The organism is Streptomyces sp. 1114.5 (assembly GCF_003635085.1).
Lineage (GTDB): Bacteria > Actinomycetota > Actinomycetes > Streptomycetales > Streptomycetaceae > Kitasatospora.
The window spans coordinates 1,628,843-1,652,522 of sequence record NZ_RBXE01000001.1; the positions used below are offsets into that span (position 1 = coordinate 1,628,843).

Annotated in this window: 10 protein-coding genes; 5 read left to right on the forward strand and 5 right to left on the reverse strand. The window is 75.1% G+C overall.

Translation table 11 applies throughout. The features are described 5' to 3' along the window. Together BX285_RS07130 and BX285_RS07135 are read left to right on the forward strand one after the other, a co-directional pair. On the forward strand, positions 1–12,642 hold the full coding sequence (locus BX285_RS07130; RefSeq protein ID WP_121174722.1) for a non-ribosomal peptide synthetase: 12,642 nt from the start codon (positions 1–3) through the stop codon (positions 12,640–12,642). A gap of 3 nt (positions 12,643–12,645) precedes the next feature. After that, positions 12,646–13,596, forward strand: a complete 951-nt coding sequence (locus BX285_RS07135; protein ID WP_097237222.1) for a TauD/TfdA family dioxygenase — start codon at positions 12,646–12,648, stop codon at positions 13,594–13,596. On the opposite strand, the gene BX285_RS07140 is transcribed toward BX285_RS07135, so the two are convergent. The 5 genes from BX285_RS07140 to BX285_RS07160 are packed head-to-tail and all read right to left on the reverse strand — an operon-like array spanning position 13,583 to position 21,396. Further along, positions 13,583–14,506, reverse strand: coding sequence for a kinase (locus tag BX285_RS07140; RefSeq protein ID WP_257032535.1), 924 nt, complete (start codon positions 14,504–14,506; stop codon positions 13,583–13,585). The two genes, BX285_RS07135 and BX285_RS07140, sit on opposite strands and share 14 nt — an antisense overlap. Before the next feature lie 5 nt (positions 14,507–14,511). After that, positions 14,512–17,676, reverse strand: coding sequence for an amino acid adenylation domain-containing protein (locus BX285_RS07145; RefSeq protein ID WP_121177320.1), 3,165 nt, complete (start codon positions 17,674–17,676; stop codon positions 14,512–14,514). Positions 17,677–17,693: 17 nt separating this feature from the next. After that, a complete protein-coding gene (locus tag BX285_RS07150; protein WP_121174723.1) occupies positions 17,694–18,905 on the reverse strand; it encodes an ATP-grasp domain-containing protein in 1,212 nt (403 codons plus the stop codon). Beyond that, entirely contained in the window at positions 18,902–20,353 is a 1,452-nt protein-coding gene (locus tag BX285_RS07155) for an argininosuccinate lyase (protein WP_121174724.1), read from the reverse strand. The genes BX285_RS07150 and BX285_RS07155 overlap by 4 nt, the downstream gene beginning before the upstream one ends. Beyond that, positions 20,350–21,396: a pyridoxal-phosphate dependent enzyme gene (locus BX285_RS07160; RefSeq protein WP_121174725.1), complete on the reverse strand. Its 1,047-nt coding sequence runs from the start codon at positions 21,394–21,396 to the stop codon at positions 20,350–20,352. Before BX285_RS07160 ends, BX285_RS07155 begins: the two co-directional genes overlap by 4 nt. A gap of 132 nt (positions 21,397–21,528) precedes the next feature. Here BX285_RS07160 and BX285_RS07165 point away from each other — a divergent pair, with 132 nt between their 5' ends. The 3 genes from BX285_RS07165 (at position 21,529) to BX285_RS07175 (ending at position 23,669) form a co-directional block, all read left to right on the forward strand. Next, positions 21,529–21,783, forward strand: coding sequence for an acyl carrier protein (locus BX285_RS07165; RefSeq protein ID WP_097237226.1), 255 nt, complete (start codon positions 21,529–21,531; stop codon positions 21,781–21,783). 10 nt (positions 21,784–21,793) lie between these two features. Then, positions 21,794–22,750: a chlorinating enzyme gene (locus tag BX285_RS07170; protein WP_097237228.1), complete on the forward strand. Its 957-nt coding sequence runs from the start codon at positions 21,794–21,796 to the stop codon at positions 22,748–22,750. Between the two features lie 73 nt (positions 22,751–22,823). After that, positions 22,824–23,669 (forward strand): alpha/beta fold hydrolase, encoded by an 846-nt coding sequence (locus BX285_RS07175; RefSeq protein WP_097237230.1) that lies wholly within the window; start codon positions 22,824–22,826, stop codon positions 23,667–23,669. The last annotated feature ends 11 nt before the right edge of the window (positions 23,670–23,680 follow it).

Consider the following 23,680-nt stretch of genomic DNA (forward strand, 5'->3'; position numbering starts at 1 on the left):
GTGCGGGAAGACGAACCGGCCGAGCGCCTGCTGCGGATCCTCGGCGGGATGATGCCCGACCAGGAGGTCACGCTCGACCTGCCGCTGCGCGAGCAGGGCCTGGAGTCGCTGGCCCTCACCCGGCTCTGGTTCCAGCTCCGCAAGGAGTTCGGGGTGGACGTGCCGGTCTCCTGGCTGCGCCAGTGCCCGTCCCCGGCGGAGCTGCTGGCCCGGATCGCCGCCGACGGCGCGCCGGGCGACGGGGCCCCGGCCGGGCCCGACCGGTCGGCGGACTCCGCCGACCGGTTCGCGCCGTTCCCGCTGACCGACCTCCAGCAGGCCTACGTGGTCGCCAAGGACCCGCAGCTCGGCGGCGACCCGATCGGCTGCCACGTGTACCGCGAGTTCGAGGTCGAGGACCTCGACGTCGAGGCGCTGGAGGCGGCCTGGCGCGCGGTCGTCGCGCACCACGACATGCTCCGCGCCGTGATCACCGCCGACGGCCGCCAGCAGGTCCGCGAGCACGCCGACCTGCCGCCGCTGGCCGTCGGCGGTCCCGGCTCGGCGGCCGGGGCCCGCGAGCGGCTCTCGCACCGGCGCTACGAGCCCGGGGAATGGCCGATGCACACCGTCGAGGTCTCCCACGAGCCGGACGGACGGGCCGTCGTCCACCTGAGCATCGACGCGCTGCTCATCGACGGCCACGGCCTCGGCGTGGTCCTCGACGACTGGTGGCGCTGCTACCGGGACCGGGACCACCGGCTCGCCCGGCCGGACCTGACCGTCCGCGACTGCGTCCTGGACCTCGCCGCCCAGCAGCGCACCCCGGAGTACCGCGCCCACCTCGACCACTGGACCGAGCGCCTGGCCGGGTTGCCGGACGGCCCGGACCTGGCCGCCCCGGCCGGGGAACGGCCGCACCGCACCGCGCTCGCCGCCCGGCTGGACGCCGACCACTGGGCGGCGCTCGGCCGGCTGGCGGCGCAGTGGGAGGCGTCGCCCACCGCCCTGGTGCTGACCCTGTTCGCCGAGGCCTTCGGCTGGCAGCGGGACTCCCGCCCGCTCTCCCTGATCCTCACCAGCAGCCACCGCTCCCGGCTGCCCGCCGAGGCGGACGACCTGGTCGGCCCCTTCACGTCGAGCCTGGTCCTGCCCCTGCCGGACACCCTCGACCGGTCGCTGCGCGACGCCGTCGGCGCGGTCCACGAGCGGCTTTGGGAGGGCCTGGACCACGCCGCCGTGTCCGGCGTCTCCGCGCTGCGGGCACTGCGCGCCAAGGGCGGAGGCGGTCCGGCCCCGAGCCTGCCGGTCGTCTTCACCAGCCTGCTCGGCACCGGCCGGGCGGGCGCGGACGGCTTCGCCGGTTCGGTGCGGTACGCCCTCAGCCAGACCACCGGCGTCGCCCTGGACCACCAGATGTGGGAACAGGACGGTGCTCTGCACATCCGGTGGGACGCCGTCGCCGACCGGTTCCGCCCCGGCGAACTGGACGACCTGTTCGCCGTCTTCGTCAACTCCCTGCACGCACTGGACGACCGGCCGACGGTCCAGCGCGCCATGAACGAGCTCCAGCAGGCCTACTTCGTCCCCCGCGCGGTCGACCGGCCGGGCCCCTGGGACGGCTGCCAGGTCCACCACACCTTCGAGGTCGACGCGCTGGACCTCGACCGGCTGGAGGGCGCCTGGCTGCGCCTCGTCGGTGCCTACGACGTGTTGCGGACCGTGGTCACCCAGGACGGCCGACTGGCCGTCTGCCCGCACGTCCCGACCGAGCGCCGGATCCCGGTCCTGGACCTGGCCCGGGTCGAGGACCCGGCGGCGTACCTGACCGAGCTGCAGGAGCGGATGGTCGGCCGGGCGTTCCCGCTGGGCCGCGGGCCGCAGTCCGACCTGCGGGTCACCCTCGCGGCGGACGACGGGGCGGCCACCGTCCACCTGACGACCGACCTCACCATCCTCGACGGCCGCAGCATCCACTTCCTGGTCCGGGAGCTGTTCCGGCTCTACGCCGACCCGGAGGCCGACCTCGTGCCCTCCGCCGGCCACGACGCGTACCTGGTCGAGCGGGCCGCCCAGCGCAGGAGCGCCGAGCGCCCGGCGCGGGTCGAGCACTGGCGCAGCCGGGTGGCCGCGCTGCACCCCGGCCCGCGCGTGCGGGACGCCGGCGGCGAGCGGTCCCGGCGCCGGTTCGAGGGCCGGCTCACCGGCTGGCGGACCGTCCGCGCCCGCGCCGAGCAGGCCGGGCTCAGCCCGGACGACCTGCTGGCGGCCGCGTACACGACGGCGCTGGCCGAGCAGTACCCGACCCCGTTCAGCGTGCCGGTGGTGCGCTGGACGGAGCGGTCGGCGCAGTACCGTCCCGGCGAGTACACCGCGCTGAGCTGGGTCACCCGCGAGGACGCGGCCCTGGGCGTGTGGGAGCAGGCGGCCGAGTTCGCCCGGGTGATCGCCGGGGACCGCGAGGCGGACGGTGAGAGCGGCCTCGCCGAGCTGCGCCGCCGGGTGATGCGGGAGCGGCGCAACGGCGCGTTCGAGCTGCCGGTCGTCTACACCGGGCTGCTCGACCTCTCCGGCCAGCAGCTGCCGCAGGGTGTCCGGCTCGGCCCCTGGCTGACCTGCACCCCGGACGTGGCGCTGGACTGCATCGCCATCGACGAGGGCGACGAGCTGCGCTTCTACTGGGACGCCACGGTCTCGCAGTTCCCGGCGGGGCAGCTGGAGTCGATGTTCGAGCGCTACCGCGAGCTGCTCGACGGCCTGGCCGGGGAGGACGGGCCGGCGCCCGTCGCCGCGCGGCCCGAGGGGCCGGAGCAGTGGAACGCCACCGACCGGGACTTCCCCGCCGACCGGCAGGTCCAGCTGCTCTTCGAGGAGCAGGCGGCCCTGCGTCCGGAGGCGGTCGCCGTCCGGTGGTCCGGCGGCTCCCTCTCCTACGGCGAACTCAACCGGTGGGCCAACCGGCTCGCCTGGGCGCTGCGCGAGCAGGGCGTCCGCCCGGGCACCGGGGTCGGCATCAGCGTGCCCCGGGGCCCGGAGATGGTCGCCGCCGTCTTCGGCGTGCTCAAGGCCGGCGGGTTCTACGTCCCCCTGGAGCCGTCGCTGCCCGCCGCGCGGGCCGGCGGGATCCTGGCCGACGCCGGGATCGACCTGCTGGTGACCGGCACCGGCCCGCGGACCGGCTGGGAGCTGCCCGAGGAGCTGCGCCGGGTGCCGGTCGACGCCCCGGGCGGGCCCGAGCACGACCCGCAGCCCGTGGGCACCGTCGACGACACCGCCTACGTCATCTTCACCTCCGGCAGCACCGGCCGCCCGAAGGGCGTCGAGGTCACCCACCGCCCGCTGCTCAACCTGCTGGACTGGTGCCGGCGCACGCACGGCTTCGGGCCCTCCGACGTCGGCCTGTGCGTCACCTCGCTCGGCTTCGACCTGTCCGTCTTCGACCTGCTCGGCCTGCTCGGGTACGGCGCCTCGGTCTACGTGGCGAACGAGGCGGAGCAGCGCGACCCGCACCTGCTGCTCGACGTGCTGCTGCGCGAGCCGATCACCTTCTGGAACTCCGCGCCCACCACGCTCAATCAGCTCTCCCCGCTGTTCGCGGGCCGGCTGGGCGAGCAGGGGACGGACACCCTGCGGCTGGTCTACCTGAGCGGCGACTACACCCCGCTCCCGCTGCCCGACGAGGTCCGCCGGCTCTTCCCGCAGGCGCGGATCGTCAGCCTGGGCGGGGCCACCGAGGCCACCGTCTGGTCCAACTGGTTCGAGGTCGGCACCGTCGACCCGGCCTGGCGGTCCATCCCGTACGGCCGGCCGATCTCCAACGCCCGCTACTACGTCCTGGACGAGCGACTGCGGCCCTGCCCGGTCGGCGTCGAGGGGGACCTCTACATCGGCGGGGAATGCCTCAGCGCCGGTTACTACCGGCAGCCGGAGCTGACCCGGCAGCGCTTCGTCGACGACCCGTTCGACGCCCGGCCGGGGGCGCGGATGTACCACACCGGCGACCGCGCCAGTTTCTTCCCGGACGGGGTGATCTCCTTCCAGGGCCGGGCCGACAGCCAGGTGAAGATCCGCGGCTTCCGGGTCGAACTCTCCGAGGTGGAACACCGGTTGCGTGCCCACCCCGGGGTCAAGGACGTGGTGGCGCTGGCCCGGGAGGACGGCTCCGGCGACCGCAAGCTGGTCGCCTACGTGCTGGCCGCCGGTGACGAGCCGCCGGCCGTGGGCGAGCTGCGCCGGCACGCGGCGCAGGCCCTGCCGGACTACATGGTTCCCAACGTGGTCGCCTTCGTGGACACCTTCCCGGCGACCTCCAACGGCAAGCTGGACCGGGCGGCGCTGCCGTGGCCGGTCGAGCCGGGCAGCCGCCACGTGCTGGCGCCGAGCCGTCCGGAGCCGGCCGCCGGGGCCGTTCCCGACGCCGTTCCCGATGCCGTTTCCGATGCCTGCCCCGGAGCGCTGCCCGAGGCCGTCCCCGAATCCGGCGGGCAGTCCGTGGGCGAGCTGGTGACGGTGCTGGCCGAGATCTTCGCCGAACTGCTGGGCCTCTCCTCGGTCGAGGTCGAGGAGGACATCTGGGACCAGGGCGCGACCTCGTTCACCATGGTCCAGGTCTCCGGCGTGCTCCAGCAGCGGTTCGGCCGGCGCGTGCCGGTCTCCGCCCTGCTCACCGACCCGACGGTGGCCGGGATCGCCCGGGCCGTGGTCGGACACACCGGGGACGCGGCCGAGGAGCCGGCGACGGCCCCCGCCGCCGCGCCCGCCCCCGCTTCCGCCGCCGCCCCCGAGCCCGTACGGGCCCCCGAAGCCGCGCCCGAAGCCGCGCCCGAAGCCGCGCCCGAAGCCGCGCCCGCCGACGGCCCGGGGCCGGTCGACTTCTTCTCGCCGGCGGAGCGCGAGGCGTTCAAGCAGGCCCGCTGGGACCTGCGCCGTCCCTCGGCCGACGCCCCCGTGATCGCGCTGGACGACGAGGCCGTCGCCGGTGAGCACCTGGACTGGCGGGCCAGCCGGCGCACCTTCGGGCCCGGACCGCTCCCGTACCGGAGCCTGGGCCGGCTGCTCGGTCTGCTCCGGGAAACCGAGCGGGGCGGCCGCCGCCGGCGGCTCTACCCCTCGGCCGGGGACAGCTACGCCGTCCAGGTCTACCTGCACGTCCGCCCCGGCGGCGTGGAGAGCGTCCCCGCGGGCCTGTACTACTACCACCCCGTCGAGCACGCGCTGCACCTGGTCAACCCGCGTCCGGCGATCGACCGCGGAATGCACTTCGTCTACAACCGGCCGGTGTTCGACGCGGCCGGGTTCGAGCTGTACCTCTTCGGCGCGGACCAGGCCGTCGAGCCGCTGTACGGCGCCGACGCCGAACGGTTCGAGCTCCTGGAGGCCGGCTACCTGGGCCAGCTGCTGATGCTCGGCCAGCCGTGGACGGGGGCGGCCCTCTGCCCGGTCGGCACCCTCGCCCTCGACGGCCTGCGGGCCGACCTCGGCCTGCGGGAGCACCACCGCTACCTGCACGCCTTCCTCGGCGGCCCGCTCGCGGAGCCGCCCGCCCCGGCGGCCGACGGCAGCCACCCGCTGTTCACCACGGCCGAGCGGGAAGCCGGCCGGCGACCGGCCGGCTCCGTGCTCTCCGCGCGGCCCGAGCCCGAGTCCGAGTCCGGCCCGCGCCCCGAGCCGCAGCCGGCCGACCGGCCGGAGGTGCTGATCGTGGGCGCGGCCGGCCGGTTCCCCGGGGCCGACGACCTCGACGCCTACTGGCGCAACCTCAGCCGCGGCACCCGCTCGCTGGTCGAGGTGCCGGCGCAGCGGCGCGAGCAGCTGCCCCTGCGCGCGCCGCTCGGCGGCTACCTCGCCGACACCGACTCCTTCGACAGCCTGCTGTTCAAGGTCGCCCCGGCCGAGGCCGCCGCCCTCGACCCGCAGCTGAGGCTGCTGCTGCACAGCGTCTGGGAGTGCCTGGACAACGCCGGCCACACCGCCGCCTCGCTGAACCGCGGCGGCCGGGTCGGGGTGTTCTGCGGCGCCATGTGGCAGGACCACCAGCACGTCGGGGCCGACCTCGCCCGGGCCGGGAAGCCGGCCACGATCTCGGCGACCGCCTCGGAGGCCGCCAACCGGATCTCGCACTTCTTCGGCTTCGAGGGCCCGAGCCTGGCCGTCGACACCTCCTGCTCGTCCTCGCTCACCGCCCTGCACCTGGCGGCCGAGAGCCTGCGCCGCGGCGAGTGCGACTCGGCGGTGGTCGCGGCGGCCAACCTGCTCGGCCACCCGTACCACCTGCGGCTGCTCACGGACCTCGGTCTGCTGGCCGAGCAGCTGCCGGACGGCGCGTTCGACGACGCCGCGCCCGGCTGGTCGCCGGGCGAGGGGGTCGCCGCCGTGCTGCTGCGGACCGCCCCGGCCGCCGAGGCCGACGGCGACACCGCGCTCGCGGTGGTCGAGGCCACCCGGGTGGGTCACGTCGGCGGGGCCGGCCGGTTCGGCACACCGCAGGCCGGGCAGCTCGCCCGCTCGATCGGGGCGGTGCTGGCCGACGGCGGCCTGGGCCCCGAGGACATCGGCTACGTCGAGTGCGCGGCGGCCGGCGCCGTGCTCGCCGACGCCGCCGAGGTGGAGGCACTGGGCCTGGTCTTCGACGGCCACCGGGTGACGGTCGGTACCGTCAAGCCGAACATCGGCCACCTGGAGGCGGCGGCCGGGCTCTCCCAACTGGTCAAGGTGCTGCTGCAGTTCCGGCACGGGCAGATCGCCCCGACGGTGGTCTCCGGGCGCACCGGCGCGGTGGCGCCCTGGCCGGACGGCCTGCGCCCGGCCGACCACCTGGCGTTCTGGACCGGCCCCGGGCCGTTCCGGGCGCTGGTGAACGCCGTCGGTGCCACCGGCTCGTACGGGCACGTCGTGGTCCGGGCGGTCCGGCCGGCCGAGGCCGGACCGGGGACCGGACGCGAAGCGCGGCTCGCCTTCCCGCTGTCGGCGCAGAACGCGGACCGGCTCGCGCAGTTGGCCGGCGAGCTGGACCGCCGGCTCGGCTCCGGCCGGGCCCCCGCCCTCGGCGACGTCGCGCTCACCCTGCAGGACGGGCGGAACCACCTGCGCTGCCGGGCGGTGATCGAGGCGGCCGACCTGACCGGTCTGCGCGCCGGGTTGGCCGCGGTCGCGCGCGGCGAGAACCCGGTCCCCGCCGACGCCGAGCTGGCGGCCTGGCAGGCCGGCGCCGCGGTCGACTGGTCCGCCCGTCGTCCGAGCGGCGCTCGCCGGGTGCCGCTGCCCAGCCTGCCCTTCGAGCCGGAGCGGTACCGCCCGGCCGGTTGGGTGCCGGAGCAGCCGGCGGCCGAACCGTCGGCCGGGGAGCGCGCCGCCACCGGGGAGCCGACCGCGGACCTCACCGGACACCTGAAGGCCGTCTACGCGGAGGTCTCCGGCGTCCCCGTCGACCGGCTCGACCTGCGCGAACCGCTGGAGTCCTACGGACTCTCGTCCCAGCAGGTCGTGCAGCTCGTCGCCCGCCTCTCGGCCGACCTCGGGCGGGAGGTGCCGAGCACCCTGTTCTTCGCCCACCGTGACCTCGGCTCCGTCGCCCGGGCCCTGGCCGAACTCCCGCCGGCCGAACTCCCGCCGGCCGGACGCGCCCTGGACGGGCTCGCCCAGGGAGGGCAGGGCGCACCCGACCCGGCCGACGGGCGGATCGCGGTGATCGGCCTGGCCGGCCGCTACCCGCAGTCCGCCGACCTGGAAGCGTTCTGGCAGCACCTGGTGGCCGGCGACGACCTGATCACCGAGCTGCCGCCGGGGCGCCGCACCGACGGTGCCGGGCAGCAGGACATGATCGGCGGCTTCCTCGACGACGTCGCCGGGTTCGATCCGCTGTTCTTCGGGATCACCCCGCGCGACGCGGCGGCGATGGACCCTCAGGAGCGGCTCTTCCTCCAGGTCGGCTGGCACGCGCTGGAGGACGCCGGCTACAGCCGCACCCGCCTGCGCGAGCGGCACGGCGGCCGGGTTGGGGTGTTCGTCGGCTCGATGTACAACGAGTACCCGTTCTTCGGGCTGGGCCGGACCAGGCCCGTCGGCTCGGCGATCGCCGGCATCGCCAACCGCCTCTCCTACCTGCTCGACCTCAACGGGCCGAGCCTGACCGTCGACACCATGTGCTCGTCCTCGCTGACCGCGATCCACCTCGCGGTGGCCGCGATGCGCCGCGGCGAGTGCGAAGCCGCGCTGGTCGGCGGGGTCAACCTCTCGCTGCACCCCAACAAGTTCGCGACCCTGCGCACCCTGGGGATGGCCTCCTCCGACCACCGCTGCCGCAGTTTCGGCGCCGATGGCGACGGCTTCGTGCCCGGCGAGGGCGTCGGCGCGGTGCTGCTCAAGCCGCTCGCCCGGGCCGTCGCGGACGGCGACCGGATCCACGGCGTCATCCTCGGCACGGCGGTGAACCACGACGGCAAGACCAACGGGTACACGGTGCCCAACCCGGTGGCGCAGGGCGAGCTGGTGGCCTCGGCGCTGCGGGACGCGGGCGTCGGCCCGGCCGACGTCGGCTACCTGGAGGCGCACGGCACCGGCACCTCGCTGGGCGATCCGATCGAGCTCGACGGGCTGGAGCGCGCCTTCGCCCCGGCCGGGCTCGCCCCGGGCAGCCGGGCCATCGGCTCGGTCAAGTCCGGCATCGGACACCTGGAGGCGGCGGCCGGCCTCGCCGGGCTGACCAAGGTGCTGCTGCAGTTCCGGCACGACACCCTGGCGCCCTCGCTGCACGCCGAGCAGCTCAACCCCCACATCGACTGGGCCCGCAGCCCGTTCCGGGTGCAGCGCGAAGCCGCCCCGTGGCCGAGCGGGCTGCCGCGCCGGGCCGGGATCAGCTCCTTCGGCGCGGGCGGCACCAATGCGCACGTGGTGGTGGAGGCCTACCGGCCGGACGAGTCCGGCGCGGACCGCACGGACGACGACGGTGCGCAGCTGGTGGTGCTGTCGGCCCGGACCGAGGAGCAGCTGCGCGAGCTCGCGGCCGGCTGGCTGACCGTCCTGCGGGACGGTGACGCCTCGCTCGCCGAGCTGGCGTACACGGCGCAGGTCGGCCGGGAACCGCTGCGGGAACGCCTGGCGCTGGTGGTCCGCGACCTCGACGAACTCGCGGACCGGTTGGGCCGGTTCCGCGCGGGCGACGCCTCCGCGGTGGTCCGCGGCCGGGCCGGTTCCGTCTCCGGGGAACGGCCCGCGCCGGGCACCCCGCTCGACGGGCTGGCGCGGCACTGGGCCGACGGCGGCACGGTGGACTGGACCGAGCTGCACCCGGCCCCGCGCCGGATCGTCGACCTGCCCGGCTACCCCTTCGCCGCGGTCCACTGCTGGGCCGACGGGGACCCGGTCGCCGACGGCGCGACCGCCGGCGCCCCCGTGGACGCCCCGGCCGGCGTGTCCGACCGTCCGTCGGAACCGCCGGTGGCAGCTCCGCGGTCCGGCTCCGACATCCCGCTGCTGGCCCGCGAGTGGCAGCCCGAGCCGTTCGCCGGCCCGGGTGACACGCCGTCGGGAACGGTGCTCTGTCTGACCACCGAGGAGCGTCCCGCGATCGCGGCGGCCCTCGCCCCGGCCGAGCTGGTGACGCTGCGCCAGGGCGTGGACTTCACGGACGTTCCCAGTGCGCTGCGGGCCGTGCGCGCGGTGCTGGACCGCACGCCGGTCACCGGCCTGCTGGACCTCTGCGCACCCTCCGCGGAGCCCGGCGACGAGCACGACTCGGGGCCCTGGCTGGCCCGGTTGGCGATCGTCCAGCAGGTGCTGGCCGCCCGCCCCGCCGGCGGGGTGCGGATCCTCCAGGTGACCAGTGGGCTGTCCGGCCTTCCCGGCGTCGCGCCGGCGCGGTCCGGTGCCCGGCTGGCCGGCTTCCTCCGGTCGCTCGGCGCCGAGTACCCGTGGGTGCGGTCCACCGTGCTGGACACCGACCGCCCCGACGACCCCGCCGAGCTGCGTGCCGCCTGGGGCGACACCGGCCCGTACGGCGAGCTCTGCCTGCGCGCCGGCCTGCGCCACCGGCCCACGCTGGTGCCGGTGTCCGACGGCCGCGCCGACTGGCGGCCCGACCCGGACCGGGTCTACCTGGTCACCGGCGGGACCAGGGGGCTGGGCGCACTGACGGCCCGACACCTGGCCGCGCGCGGTGCGCGCCGGCTCGCCGTGCTCGGGATGCGGCCCCTGCCGCCCCGGCACCGGTGGCAGGCCGGCGGCCTGACCGGCCCCGAGGCCGAGGCCGTGGCCAACATCCAGGAGCTGGAGCGCCTCGGAGCCCGGGTGATGACCCACACCGGTCCGCTGAGCGACGGCGCGGCGCTGGACGGGTTCCTCTCCGAGGTCAGGACCGCGCTCGGGCCGATCGGCGGCCTGGTGCACTGCGCGGGCCGTTCCACCACCGGTCCGGCGCCGTTCGTCCGCAAGGACCCGGCGGACCTGCGCCGGGTGCTGGAGCCCAAGGGGGACGGTCTCGACACCCTGCTGGAGCTGACCGGGGCCGACCCCCTCGACTTCGTGCTGCTCTTCTCCTCGGTCAGCGCGGCGGCCCCCGCGCTCGCCTCCGGGGTCAGCGACTACGCCGCGGCCAACGCCTACCTGGACCTCGTGGCCCGCCGACTGACGGCGGCCGGTCGACCGGGGGTGCGGGCGGTCAACTGGCCCGTCTGGGCGGAGACCGGCGGCGGCACCGACCGCCCGGACGCGGCGGTCGGCATCGGACTGGACGCCCTGACCGACGCGGCCGGCCTGCGCCTGCTCGACCGGGTGCTCGACCTTCCGCCGGCCGCCGTCCTGCTGCCCTGCCCGGTGGCGGAGGAGGGAGTCTTCGACGCCGACGCCGTCCTGCGGGCCAACCGGCCTCGGTCCGCGGCCACCCCGTCCGTGCCCGCCGTCGCGGCGCCCTGGACCGCTCCGGTGGAGCCGCCGGCCTGGCTGGTCGCCCTGTTCGCCGAGGCGCTCGCCATTCCGGCGGACCAGCTGGAGCACGACGTCCCCTTCGGCGACCTCGGGGTGGAGTCGGTGCTGCTCGCCGAGCTGGTCACCGCGATCGAGTCCCGCTGGGGCCACCCGCTGGAGCCGACCGCCCTGCTGGAGTACCCGACCCTGCAGCAGCTCGCCGCCCACTTGGCGGCGACCGGCCACGCGCCCGAGCCGCCCGTGCGGGTGGACCAGGAGGCACCGGCCCCCGCCGACCGCCCGGCCGACCGCCCGGCCGATCGCACCGCCTCCGGCCCCGCGGACCGCTCCGACGGCCGGATCGCCGTCATCGGCATGGCCTGCCGGTTCCCGGGGGCTCCCGACCTGGACGCGTTCTGGCGGCTGCTGCGGTCCGGTGGGTTCGCCGTGACCGAGGTGCCGCCGGGCCGCTGGGACGCCGACCGGCTGTACCGGCCGGAGCGCACGCCCGGACACAGCATCAGCAAGTGGGGCGGGTTCGTCGACGCCCTGGAGGAGTTCGACCCGGACTTCTTCGGCATGACCGAGGCCGAGGCCCGCAACCTCGACCCGGCGATCCGGCTCACCCTGGAGGCGACAGCCGGCTGCCTGCGGGACGCCGGGTACTCCGACACCGAACTGCGAGGCACCGACGTCGGCGTCTTCATGGGTGCCCGGATGTCCGGCTACCGGCGCCGGATCGGCCTGGAGGGCTCGGCGACCGGTCTCGGCGGCGACCAGAACTTCATCGCCGCCCGGGTCTCGCACCAGTACGACTTCCGCGGCCCGTCCCTGGTCGTCGACAGCGCCTGCTCCTCGGCCCTGGTCAGCGTGCAGCTGGCAGTCCAGAGCCTGCTGTCCGGCGAGTCGCGGGTGGCGCTGGCCGGCGGCGTCGAGGTGCTGCTGGACGAGGAGCCGTACCTGGAGTTCAGCGTGGCGCGGGCGCTGTCGCCCCGCGGCCGCTGCGCCACCTTCGACCGGGACGCCGACGGATTCGTCCCGGGGGAGGGCTGCGGTCTGCTGCTGCTCAAGCCGCTCGACCGGGCCCTGGCGGACGGGGACCGCGTCCACGCCGTCATCGACGCGGTGGCGGTCGGCAACGACGGGCACACCATGGGCCTGACCACGCCCAACCCGGTCGCCCAGGCCGACGTGGTCCGCCGGGCGCTGGCCCTGGCCGGGGTCGGCGCGCAGGACGTCGGCATGCTGGAGGCGCACGGCACCGGGACGATGATCGGCGACCCGATCGAACTCCGGGCGCTCACCGGGGTGTTCCGCGAGCACACCGACCGGACGGGCTTCTGCGCGATCGGCAGCGTCAAGTCCAACCTGGGGCACCTGTTGAGCGCGGCCGGCATCGCCGGGCTGATCAAGGTGCTGCTGGCGCTGCGCAACGCCGAGATCCCGCCGACGCTGTTCTGCGAGACCCCCAATCCGCGGTTCGACTTCGCGGCCTCGCCGTTCGTCCCCAACACCGGGCTTCGCGCCTGGCCCGGGCGGCGGATCGCCGGCGTCAGCGCCTTCGGCCTCGGCGGCACCAACGCGCACGTGATCGCCTCCGCCGCCCCGGAGGACCGCCCGGTCCCGGAGGTCCGGGCGGCGCTGCCGGCCCCGGTCTTCCGCCGCCGGCGCCTCTGGTGGGACCGGCCGGACGGCCGGAAGCCGGCCGCACCGGCGGGCAGCTCGGTGCTGAACCTCAGTTTCCGTTCCAACCTGGAGGTCTGACCCATGACCGTGTTCGATGTGACGGTGGCGGCCGGCCGGCCGCCGGTGGCCCGGCTGGACGGCCCGGTCGGGGCGCTGGCCGGGCACCGCCCGGCGGTCGACGCGCTGGTCGCCGAGCACGGCGCGGTGCTGCTGCGCGGCCTGAGCCTGCCCGACGCGGCCGCCGTCCAGGAGGCGGTGCGGGCGCTGACCGACGAACAGATGGACGAGCGGGAGCCGTTCGCCCCGCGGACCGCCCACCTGCCCGGCCTCTACAGCTCGACGGAGTGGCCGTCCGACCAGCCGATGTGCATGCACCACGAGCTCAGCTACGCCCTGCGGGCGCCGTCGCGCCAGGTGTTCGGCTGCCTGACGGCGCCGGCCGCGGGCGGCGCGGTGGCGCTGGCCGACGGCGCGGCGGTGCTGCGCGACCTCCCGGCCGAGCTGGTCGAGCGGTTCGAGCGGCACGGCTGGGAGCTGCGGCGCACGCACGGCGGCCCGGTCGGGGTGACGTGGCAGGAGGCCTTCGCCACCACCGACCGGGCCGAGGTCGAGCGGTACTGCGAGGAGAACGGCGTCGAGTTCGCCTGGGACGCGGACGGCCGGCTGCGGACCCGGAGGGTCCGGCCGGCCGTACTGCGGCACCCGGGCACCGGCGAGCGGGTCTGGTTCAACCAGATCGCGTTCCTCAACGAGTGGACGATGGACCCGGTGGTGCGGGAGTACCTGCTCTTCGAGTGCGGCCCGGACGGCCTGCCGTTCAACACCCGCTGCGGGGACGGCACCCCGCTGGACCGGGCCACCGTCGACCTGATCAACGAGGTCTACGAGGCGCACACGGTGCGCGAGCCGTGGCAGGACGGCGACCTGCTGGTCGTCGACAACCTGCGCATGGCGCACAGCCGGGACCCGTACCAGGGCGAGCGGCGGATCGCCGTCGCCCTGGCGGATCCCGTGGCGGTCAGTCGAAACTGAGCGAGCGGTACAGCGAGACGTCCGGACTGATCAGGGAGCAGGCCCGCACCGTGGCGGCGACCTTCTCCACGTAGTCGGGATCGGCGGCGTCCAGCAGCACCCCGAGCATGGTGCCGCTGTGCGCCGCCACCACGCCGAGCGCGCCCACGTCCGCGCAGACCCGCAGCACGTCCGGGAGCGTGCGCTTGGGCCACAGCGCCTGGTTCATCTCGGCGCTGCGGGTGGCGACCGCGCCGGCCTCGGCCAGGTCGCCCCGGGCGACCGCGCCGGAGAGCCGGTCGAGGAGCCGGGCGTACTCGCGCCGGTCAGCCGGGGTGAACGGCTTGGCGATCCGGTTGAACGCCACGGTGTCCACGGTCCCGCCCTCGTCCAGGCCGACGATGGTCATGGTGGGCAGCGAGCCGAGCCGCGCGCGCAGTCGGACCCGGCGGTGGTCGAAGGCGACCACCGCCGGGTACAGCACGCCGTCGGTCGGCTCGATCCGGCGCAGCAGGTCCTCCAGCCGTTCCGGCGGCAGGTCCAGGCCGACGGCGTTGGCGACCGCCCGCGCGGCGGCCACCAGGTCGGCCGAGGAGCTGGCCATGCCCTTGCCCTCGGGCAGGTTGCTGTCGACGGTGAGGACGCCGCCGGGCCGGCCCGGTACGGATTCCAGGACCATCTCCGCGATCCGCCGGGCCTTCCCCTTGTGCGGGGGGTGGACCTCGACGGCGGTCGTCCCGGGGTCGACCCGGAAGCTGGCCATCGTCCAGCGGGCCACCGGCAGGGTGACCAGGAAGTCGGCGTCGGGCTCGGGCAGCACGCCCTGGAGCAGTTCACCGAAGGTGCCGAAGCAGGTGCTGACGCCGACGGCGCCCCGGTACGGCTGGGTCGGGGCGCCGTCGGTGGGGACGGCGATCGGGCCGGCGCTCACCGGCATCACGCCTGCGGGCGGAGGGCGGAGACCAGGGCCGCCACCTCCGCCGCCCGGGTCCTGGCGAAGTAGTGGCCGCCCTCGTCCAGCAGGTGCAGGGTGAGCGTGTCGACGGCCTGCTCCCAGAGCTTGTAGCGCTGCCCGGGCTCGCGGGTGGTCGGGTCGTCGGCGGCCGCCACCACCTCGACCGGCGTGCCGAGCCGGACCGGCGCGGAGCCGTCCTGGAGGGCGATCAGGTAGTCGTTGGTCGAGCGGACGTCATGCCGGTAGGCCCGGCCGACCAGGCCGGCCCGCTCCGACTTCATCAGGTCCAGCTCGACGTAGGCGCTGTCGTCCTGGAGCCGGGCGATGAGCTCGGCGTCCCCGAGGGCGCTCACCTCGGCGCTCTCCCGGCGCAGTTCGGCCGGGTCATCCAGCAGCAGCGCGGCGAGGAACACCCGCTCGGCCGGCCGTCCGGCGGCCTCCAGCAGCCGGGCCAGCTCGACCGCGTACGCGGCGCCGGCACAGTGGCCCCAGAGCAGCACCGGGCCGTCGGGCAGGCCGCGCTGCACCCGGCGGGCGATCTCGGCGACACCGGCCAGCGGCTCGTCCGGGCGGCTGAGGTCGTGCCCGGGCAGCTCGACGGCGGACACCGCGATCCCGAGGGGCGCCAGCTCTCGGGCCAGCTGCTGGAAGTTGACGGCGTTCCCGCCGGCGTAGGGGAAGCAGACCAGGGTGGCCCGGGTGTCGGCGGTCGGCGCGGACAACTGCTGGAGCAGGTCGTCGGCGGTGTCCGGCGCGGCCGCGTCGATCGCCGCGGCGAGGTCGCGCAGCACCGGCCGGGCGACGAGGTCGCGCAGCGAGATCAGCCGGTCGAGCTTGACCACCAGCCGGACGGCGGCCAGCGAGGTGCCGCCGAGCCGGAAGAAGTCGTCGTCCCGGCCGATCCGGCCGACCAGCACGTTGAGCACCTCGGCCCAGGCGGTGGCGAGCCGGCGCTCGGTCTCCGTGGCCGGGGGCACGTAGCCCGCGACGTCCTGGCCGAGCTCCTCGGCCCGGGCGGTGAGCAGCTTCTTGTCGGTCTTGCCGTTCTCGGTGAGCGGCAGGGATTCCAGCCGGTGGAAGTGGGACGGCACCATGTAGTCGGGCAGCGCCGCGGCGAGGAAGTCCCGCAGGTCGGCGGACTGGAGCTGGTCCGAACCGGTGTGGAAGGCGACCAGGTTCTTGGTGGCGTCCCCGGCCCCGGCGATGACCACGGCGGTCTCGGCGACGCCGGGCATCTGCAGCAGGCGGTTCTCGATCTCGCCGATCTCGATCCGGAAACCGCGCACCTTCACCTGCTCGTCCCGCCGGCCGAGGAACTCGATGGTGCCCTCGGGCAGCCAGCGGCCGTAGTCGCCGGTGCGGTAGAGCCGGACGCCGGGCTTGAACGGGTCGGTGGTGAAGGCCTGGGCGGTGCGGTCGGGGTCGTTGATGTAGCCGCGGCCCACGCAGACGCCGGAGAAGGCGATCTCCCCGGGGGCGCCGAGCGGCACCGCCCGCAGCTGCTCGTCCAGGATGTAGGTGTCGACGTTGCGCAGGGACCGGCCGACGTTGACCACGGCGAGGTCGCGCTCGGGCACCCGGTCGAGCACCGCGTGCATGGTGTCGTCCGACACCTCGGTCGCCCCGTACGCGTTGACCAGCCGGATGTCCGGGTAGAGCGCGAACCAGCGCTTGACCAGGCTGACCTTGAGCGCCTCGCCGGTCACCGAGACCGAACGGAGGTCGCCCAGCGCGCGGGGGTGCTTCTCCAGGTTGGAGAGCATCACGTCGAGGTAGGCCGGGACGATCTGGATCACCTGGATGCCGCCGTCGGCGAGCAGCCCGATGAAGCGTTCGACGTCCAGTTGCAGTTCGGTGTCGACGATCGTGGTGGAGCCGCCGGCCAGCAGCGGGGCGAGCAGCTGCCAGAGCGAGATGTCGAAGCACTGCGAGGCGATCTGGGTGACCACCTCGCCGGCCGTCAGCTCCATGTCGTCGAGCTTGGCGTACAGGTGGTTGAGCATGCCCTCGTGCTCGCACATCGCGCCCTTGGGGGCTCCGGTCGAGCCCGAGGTGAAGTAGATGTAGGCGAGTTGACCGGGGGCGATCGCGCGGCCGGGGTTCCCAGCCCCGGCCGAGTCGGTGGCCGCGGCGGCCTCGGCCGCCAGTACCGTCCGGCACTCCCGGCCGGCCTCGGTGACGGCGGCGTGCAGCAGCTCCTCGCTGCCGGCTTCGGTCACCGCGAACCGGCAGTCGCTGCGCTCCAGCTGGTTGGCGACCCGCCCGGCCGGGAAGTCCGGACGGACCGGCAGGTACACCCCGCCGGCCTTGAGCACGGCCAGGGTGGCGGCCAGCCAGTGCAGGTTGCGGTCCATCACCACGGCCACCACGTCCTCGTCGCCGAGGCCGCGCTCCAGCAGCGCGTGGGCGATCCGGTTGGCCCGCTCGTTGAGCTCCCGGTACGTCCAGCGCTGCTCGCCGTGCGAGGCGGCCGGGTCGTCCGGGCGCAGCGCCACCTGCTCCTCGAAGAGTTCGACGAACAGCCGGTCGGGCAGCGGACGGTCGGGCCCGCGGAAGGCGCCGAGCTGGAAGGCGATCTCCTCGTCGGAGAGCAGGGTGCGCTCGTGGTGGGCGGCCTGCGGGTCGGCGGCCAGCGAGCCGAGGGCGGTGAGCACGTAGCCGCCGATCCGTTCGGCGTGGTCGGCGGTGATCGCGTCCCTGCGGTAGGTCAGGGTCATGGTCAGATCGGCGTCGTAGTGCACGGCGAGCACGGTGTCCGGCTCCGGCGGCCGGGCCTCGCCGGTGCGGAGGTCGAGCACGGTCTCGGCCACCGGGTCGAGCGGGGCGGTGGCGGCGCGGGCCGCCTCGGCGACCAGCTCGGCCCAGGAGCCGTCGGCGACGGTGGCGGCGTGCGCGGCGGTCCCGGTGTTGGTGCGGCGGCCGGTCACCAGCTCGCGCTCGGAGGTGAGCGCGGCGAGCACCTTGAGGTGCGCGGCGAACAGGACCGCGGCCAGCTCGACGCCGAGCTCGTCGGCGCGGCCGCAGAGCGCGCCGACGAGCTCCGGCGGCAGGCTCACCCGGTGCCGGTCGAAGCCGGCCTCGGGTGCCTGGCCGGCGATCGTCCAGCGCGGCAGGGTGGTGCCGGCCGGCGGGGGCGTGTCGGTCATCTGGTCTCCCGGGTTGTTCACGAGGTCTCGATGGACAGGAGGGCCGCGGCCCGCGTGGCGCGGTCGGCGGCGGTGGCGGCGTCGGGTCCGGTCGCGACGGCGTAGCCGAACCGGTCGCGGAAGGAGTGGGTGGGCTCGAACTCCGTTCCCGGCGCCACGGTGGTCTCGGCGAGCTCCACGCCGGGCAGCGCCGCGGCCCGCTCGGCGCCGTCGACGGCCCTGACCGTGCCCGCCCGGTGGGCCAGTGCGAACCGGATCGAGGCGTGGCCGGCCCGGTCGGGCGTGAGGGACGGCCCGGTCCCGGCGGCCCGGGCGACCACGGCGGCGACCAGGTCGACGCCGGTCGCCAGCCGGACCAGGGACGGGATCATCCCGCCGGCCAGCCGTGGGTTCACCTCGATCACCACCGGCCCGCGCGGGCCCAGCCGCAGCTCGGTGTGGGCGGCCCCCCAGCCGAGGCCGAGCGCCCGCACCGCCCGGGTGGTGGTGTCGGCCAGCCGCTCCAGCTCGGCCGGTGCGGCCGGCGCGGGGAAGTCGTGCCCGGTCTCGACGAAGTGCGGCGGCGGGCCGAGGTGCTTGCCCACCACGCCCACCACCTCGTGGTCGAAGGTCTCGACGGAGAACTCGCGGCCGGTGACGTACTCCTCCACCAGCACCAGCCCGGGCGTCGCCTGGCCGCGTTCGTTGACCGGCGAGTCGAGCAGCGGCGCCGCGTGCGCGGCCAGGTCCTCGGGGCCGGCGCAGAGCCGGACGCCGACCGAGCCCGAGCCGGTGGTGGGCTTGACCACCACCGGGTAGCCGAGCTCGTCGGCGGCGGCCAGCGCCTCGGCGAGCCCGCCGACCGCCCGGTGGGCGGGCACCGGGACCCCGGCGGCGGCGAGCGCGGCGCGCTGCAGGTCCTTGTGCCGGCAGCGGGTCAGCGCCTGCGGATCGGCGGCCGGCAGGCCGAGCCGGGCGGCCGCGGCGGCCGCGGTGGCGATGAAGTACTCGGAGCTGGAGGTGACGCCGGCGAGGCCGCCGTCCCCGGCCAGCGCCCGGCAGGCCTCGGACACCGCCTCCTGGTCGGCGGTGTCCACCGGCAGGTGGTCCACCGCGTCCGTCGCCAGGTACGGGTAGCGCTCGGGGTGGCGGGTCAGCACCACCGGCCGCAGGCCGAGTTCCCGGGCGGCCGCGCAGAACTGCCGCCCGGAGCCGGTCGTGTTGCTCTCCACCAGGACGAACCAGGTCATGCGCGGTCTCCCCGCTCTCCGTGTCGGACGATCCGTGCGACGGCGTCGGCGAGCCGCTGCTGCGCTGCGGCCCACCGGTTTCTGACGGTGTGGCACCAGGCGTCGTGGTCGGTCAGGTCCCGGTACCCGGCGGCGAAGACGCCGTCGAAGTCCCCGGGGCCGCCGCCGGCCCGCTGCTCGGCGACCAGCGCCGGCAGCGAGGTCTCCGCGCCGGCCAGCTCCGCGGGCAGGTCCTCGGCGGTCAGCCGGGTCGCGCCGCGGTCGACGGCGTGCCGGACGGCTCCGCCGACCAGCTGGTGCGCGGTCCGGAACGGCACGTCCTGACGGACCAGCCGGTTGGCCAGCGCGGTCGCCCCGACGAAGCCGTCCTCGGCCCGGGCGAGCATCCGCTCCGGCACCGGGCGGGCGCCGCCCGCGAGCGCACGGGCCAGCACCGTCGCGTCCAGCACCGCGTCGAGGCCGGGCCAGACCGCGGCCACCGCCTCGGAGCCGACCTCGATCGAGTTGGTGAACGGGGTGGACCGCATCATCGTCGCGGCGGTGGTCCAGGCGCCGATCGCGGTGCCGGCCTTGGCCTTGACGTGCTCCAGCAGGAACGCGTTGCGCTTCTGCGGCATCGCCGAGCTGCCGCCGACCAGCCGGTCGGGGAAGGCGACGAAGCCGAACTCGGCGCTGCTCCACAGCTGGAGGTCCGTGCCGAGCCGGCTGATGGTCAGGCCCGCTCCGGCTGCGGCGGCCAGCGCCGCGAGTGCGCCGTCCCGGCTGGCGACCGCGTCCACCGCGTGCCGGGCGGGGCCGTCGAAGCCGAGCAGGTCGGCGGTGACGGCCGGGTCGATCGGCAGGTCGGTGCCGGCGACGGCGCCCGCGCCCATCGGGCAGCGGTCCAGCGCGTCGACGGCCCGGCGCAGCGCGGCGATGTCCCGGCCCAGGGCGATGGCCACGCCGACCAGGTAGTAGCCGTAGGTGATCGGCAGCGCCGCCTGGTAGTGCGTGTGGATCGGCATCACCGTGTGCCGGTGGGCCCGGCCGCGGCTGAGCAGGACGGCCTGCAACCGGGTCAGTTCGCAGACCAGGTCGGTCAGTCGGGTCCGCAGCCGCAGCGCGGTGGCGGTGGCCTTGAGGTCGTTGCGGGAGCGCGCGGTGTGCAGGCGTCCGCCGATCCCGGCGCCGAGGTCGGCGATCAACTGCTGCTCGTAGGCCAGGTAGAGGCCGCGGGGGGTGGGCACGTCGTGCAGCGGCCGGAAGCCGTCGGCCCGCAGCAGCTCGATCCGCCGGGCCAGCGCGGCGCCGTCGGCGGCCGTGACCAGCCCGCACTCCACCAGCATCACCAGGTGGGCGAGGTCGATGTCGCTGGTGAGCCGGAGCTCGTCGGTGATCTCGGCCGGGCTCGGGGAGCCGTAGACGATGGACTGGATGCGGGCGCCGACGGTGGCGGTGAGGCGGCTCATCGGACCGCCGCCAGGGTGCGGGCCCCGCCGACGACCTCGGCGAGGGAGCGGCGGTTCCAGGCGTACCGGCTCCACCGGTGGGTCGGCCGGGTCGGGTCGTCCACCTCGACCGGGGCCGACGGGGGCGGCGCGGTGTGGCCCTGCGAGGCCAGCCAGGCGTCGTCGTAGACGGTCTCCTGGTAGCGGTAGCCCTCGTCCGGCAGCATGACCACGACCTTGGCGTCCGGGTTCTGGTCCGCCCACCAGCGGGCGACCAGGTAGGCGGCGCCGCTGGTCGGGCCCTGGAACAGGGCGTGCCGGCCGTGCAGTCGACGGGTGGCGGCGAACGCCTCGCCGGCGGTGCACCAGTGCACCTCGTCGAAGTCCCGGTGGTCCAGGTTGGCCGGCATCAGGCTGTTGCCCAGCCCGCGCAGCACCCGGCTGTCGTCGGGGTGGCCGAACAGCACGCTGTTGGGGGTGTCGACGCCGATCGCGCGCACCCCGGGCCGGCCGGAGCGCAGCCCCCGGACGGTGCCGCACATCGAGCCGCCGGACCCGACCGGGCCGACCAGGCAGTCGACCTCGCCCAGCGCGCGTTCCAGGTGTTCGGCGACCAGGGCGTACGAGGCGGGGTTGTCGGGGTTGCTGTACTGCTCGGGGCAGAAGCTGTCGGGCTGCTCCGCGCGGACCTCGGCGAGCCGCCGGAGCCTGGCCTCCTGGTAGCCGCCGACCTCGGCGGGCTCGGCGCAGATCTCGATCCGGGCACCCAGATCGGTCAGCCGGCGGTGCAGGTTGGCGTCGATCGCCGGGTCGCTGACCAGGGTGAGCCGGCGCCGCATCAGCGAGGCCTGCATCGCGAGCGCGAGGCCGAAGGTCCCGGACGTGGTCTCCACGATCGACGTCTCGGGCCCCAGCAGGCCGGACTCCTCGGCCTTGAGCAGGATGTGCCGGGCCGGCACCAGTTTCATCAGGGTGAAGGCCGCGCCGTACAGATTGCCGCCCAACCGGATGATCCGGGGCAGCAGCAGCGCCTCTGTCGTCTCGCGGTACACGTTTCCAGCCATTGTGCTCCCCCGGGGAGGTCGCCATCTCGGCGACGGGTTCGCCGTGGCTGGTCCACGGTCGCCGACGGTGCCTCAGGCCGTCTGCTCAACAGTGAACAGACGCCCTCGCCTGGGCTGTTTACGTTCGCAGCCATGGAAGCCACGCAGGAAGAGACGGTTCTGGCGATCGTCCGCGACGTGCTCGGCCGGCCCGAGCTGAGCCCCGACGACGACCTGTTCGACCACGGCGGCACCTCGCTGTCCTTCGTCCGGGTGCTCGCCCGGATCAACCAGGACCTCGGCGTCAGGGTGTCCGCCACCGCCCTGGGCGGCGTCGCGACGCCGCGCAACCTGGCGGCGTGCGCCGCTGCCGCCGCCGTACCGGCCGTCACGGCCGCAGAGAGCTAAGGGAGTCCCGATGACGGAGCAGCAGGCCACGGCGCGCGAGTTCGCGCTCACGCCGGAGCAGCTGGCGCAGTTCCAGCGCGACGGTTTCTTCGGCCCGTTCAAGGTCTACGAGATCGAGGAGATGCGCGAGATCTGGCGCACCCAGCGTCTCGCCCTGATGGACCGCACCAACGCGGTCTACCAGGAGGAGGCCGCGCAGTCCGGCAACACCAACATCTCCAACTACGACCGGCACCTGGACAACGACTTCCTGGCCGACCACGTCTCCCACGCGAAGATCGTCGACAAGGTCGCCAGCGTGCTCGGCCCGGACGTGCTCTGCTGGCGCACCGAGTTCTTCCCGAAGTACCCGGGGGACGAGGGCACCGACTGGCACCAGGCCGACACCTTCGCCAACGCCTCGGGCACCCCGCAGATCGTCTGGACCGGCGAGGAGTCGGTGCACTTCGGCGGCACGCTGACGGTCTGGACCGCCTTCACCGAGGCCAACGAGGACACCGGCTGCCTGCAGTTCATGCCGGGCACGCACGAGGCGATGATGTACGACGAGACCAAGAAGATGCACTACGACCCCCACCGCATCAACGTGGAGGACAAGGGCGGCATCAAGCGCGGTTTCTTCGGCTACGACTACCGCGAGCTGCAGATCGACGAGGACTTCGTCCCGGACGAGTCCCGGGCCGTGCCGATGGTCATGCGCCCCGGTGAGGCGATCATGTTCTGGTCGACGCTGATGCACGCGTCGCTGCCGCACAACGGCAAGACCGACGAGATGCGCCTCGGCTTCGCCAACCGCTACGTGCCGACCTCGGTGAAGGTCTACCCGGACACCACCCACGTCATCGAGTACGGCGGCCAGGTGAGCCTGGAGCGCTTCGGCTCCGTCCTGGTCTCCGGCGAGAACGCCTACGACCACAACGTCATGGCGACCGAGACCACCACCGGTCACAAGTTCACCACCCGCTGACCCGGCCCGCACCGGTGCTGCGCGCGACCTCTCCGGGTCCGCGTGGCACCGGGGCACATGAGGACTACTGACGATGTTCGCAGTGATGGACGAGATCGCCGTTCCCGGGACGACGCTGCGCGGCTACGCCGCCGGGGACCCGGACCACCCCGCCGTGGTGATCGCCTCGGCGTGCGGGATGCCGGTGGGCCTGACCGAGGCCTGGATCCGCGCGCTGGCACCGGACCACCGGGTGGTCACCTGGGAGACCAGGGGCATGTTCGGCACCCCGGCCGATCAGGCCGGCTTCGACGCCCTCGGGCACGACGTCGCCGCGCAGGCCGCCGACCTGCTGGCCGTGATGGACCACTACGGGATCGAGCGGGCCCATGTGATGGGCCTGTGCGGTGGTGCCGTGGTCGCCGTCCGCGCGGCCGAGGCGCAGCCCCGGCGCTTCGACTCCCTCAGCCTCTGGCACGGCGACTTCTCCGGCACCCCGGGCCCGGTGACGGATCACCAGGAGAACCTTCGGGCGCTGCTCGGGATGGCCGCCCAGGGCCGCGAGGACGCCGCGATGATCAACGGCGCGCTGGCCGAGACCGCCCGGGCCGGTGTCCCGGCGGACGTGGCCGACCTGGTCGTGTACCCGTACTCGACCGACGAACTCTTCTACCGCTACAGCGTGCTGACCCTCCCGACGATGACCGAGGACTGCACGCCGGCGCTGGCCGGGATCCGCCCGCCGGTGCTGGTGGTCACCAGCGAGGACGACCACACCGCGCACCCGGACGGGTCGCACCGGGTGGCCGCCGGGCTGCCGGACTCCCGCCTGCACGTGGAGCCGCACGGGGACCACATCTCCGTCTTCGGCGCGGGGCCGCGCCTTCGCCGGCTTCTGACCGACTTCCTGAGTGGGACTCCCTCGACGCCTGAGGCGTGAAACCCACCCGC

Bases quoted from the DNA above. Each gene is read 5' to 3' on its own strand.
- BX285_RS07170 (WP_097237228.1), top strand. From the start codon at position 21,794: ATGACGGAGCAGCAGGCCACGGCGCGCGAGTTCGCGCTCACGCCGGAG.
- BX285_RS07145 (WP_121177320.1), bottom strand. From the start codon at position 17,676: ATGACCGACACGCCCCCGCCGGCCGGCACCACCCTGCCGCGCTGGACG.
- BX285_RS07155 (WP_121174724.1), bottom strand. From the start codon at position 20,353: ATGAGCCGCCTCACCGCCACCGTCGGCGCCCGCATCCAGTCCATCGTC.
- BX285_RS07175 (WP_097237230.1), top strand. From the start codon at position 22,824: ATGTTCGCAGTGATGGACGAGATCGCCGTTCCCGGGACGACGCTGCGC.
- BX285_RS07160 (WP_121174725.1), bottom strand. From the start codon at position 21,396: ATGGCTGGAAACGTGTACCGCGAGACGACAGAGGCGCTGCTGCTGCCC.
- BX285_RS07150 (WP_121174723.1), bottom strand. From the start codon at position 18,905: ATGACCTGGTTCGTCCTGGTGGAGAGCAACACGACCGGCTCCGGGCGG.
- BX285_RS07165 (WP_097237226.1), top strand. From the start codon at position 21,529: ATGGAAGCCACGCAGGAAGAGACGGTTCTGGCGATCGTCCGCGACGTG.
- BX285_RS07135 (WP_097237222.1), top strand. From the start codon at position 12,646: ATGACCGTGTTCGATGTGACGGTGGCGGCCGGCCGGCCGCCGGTGGCC.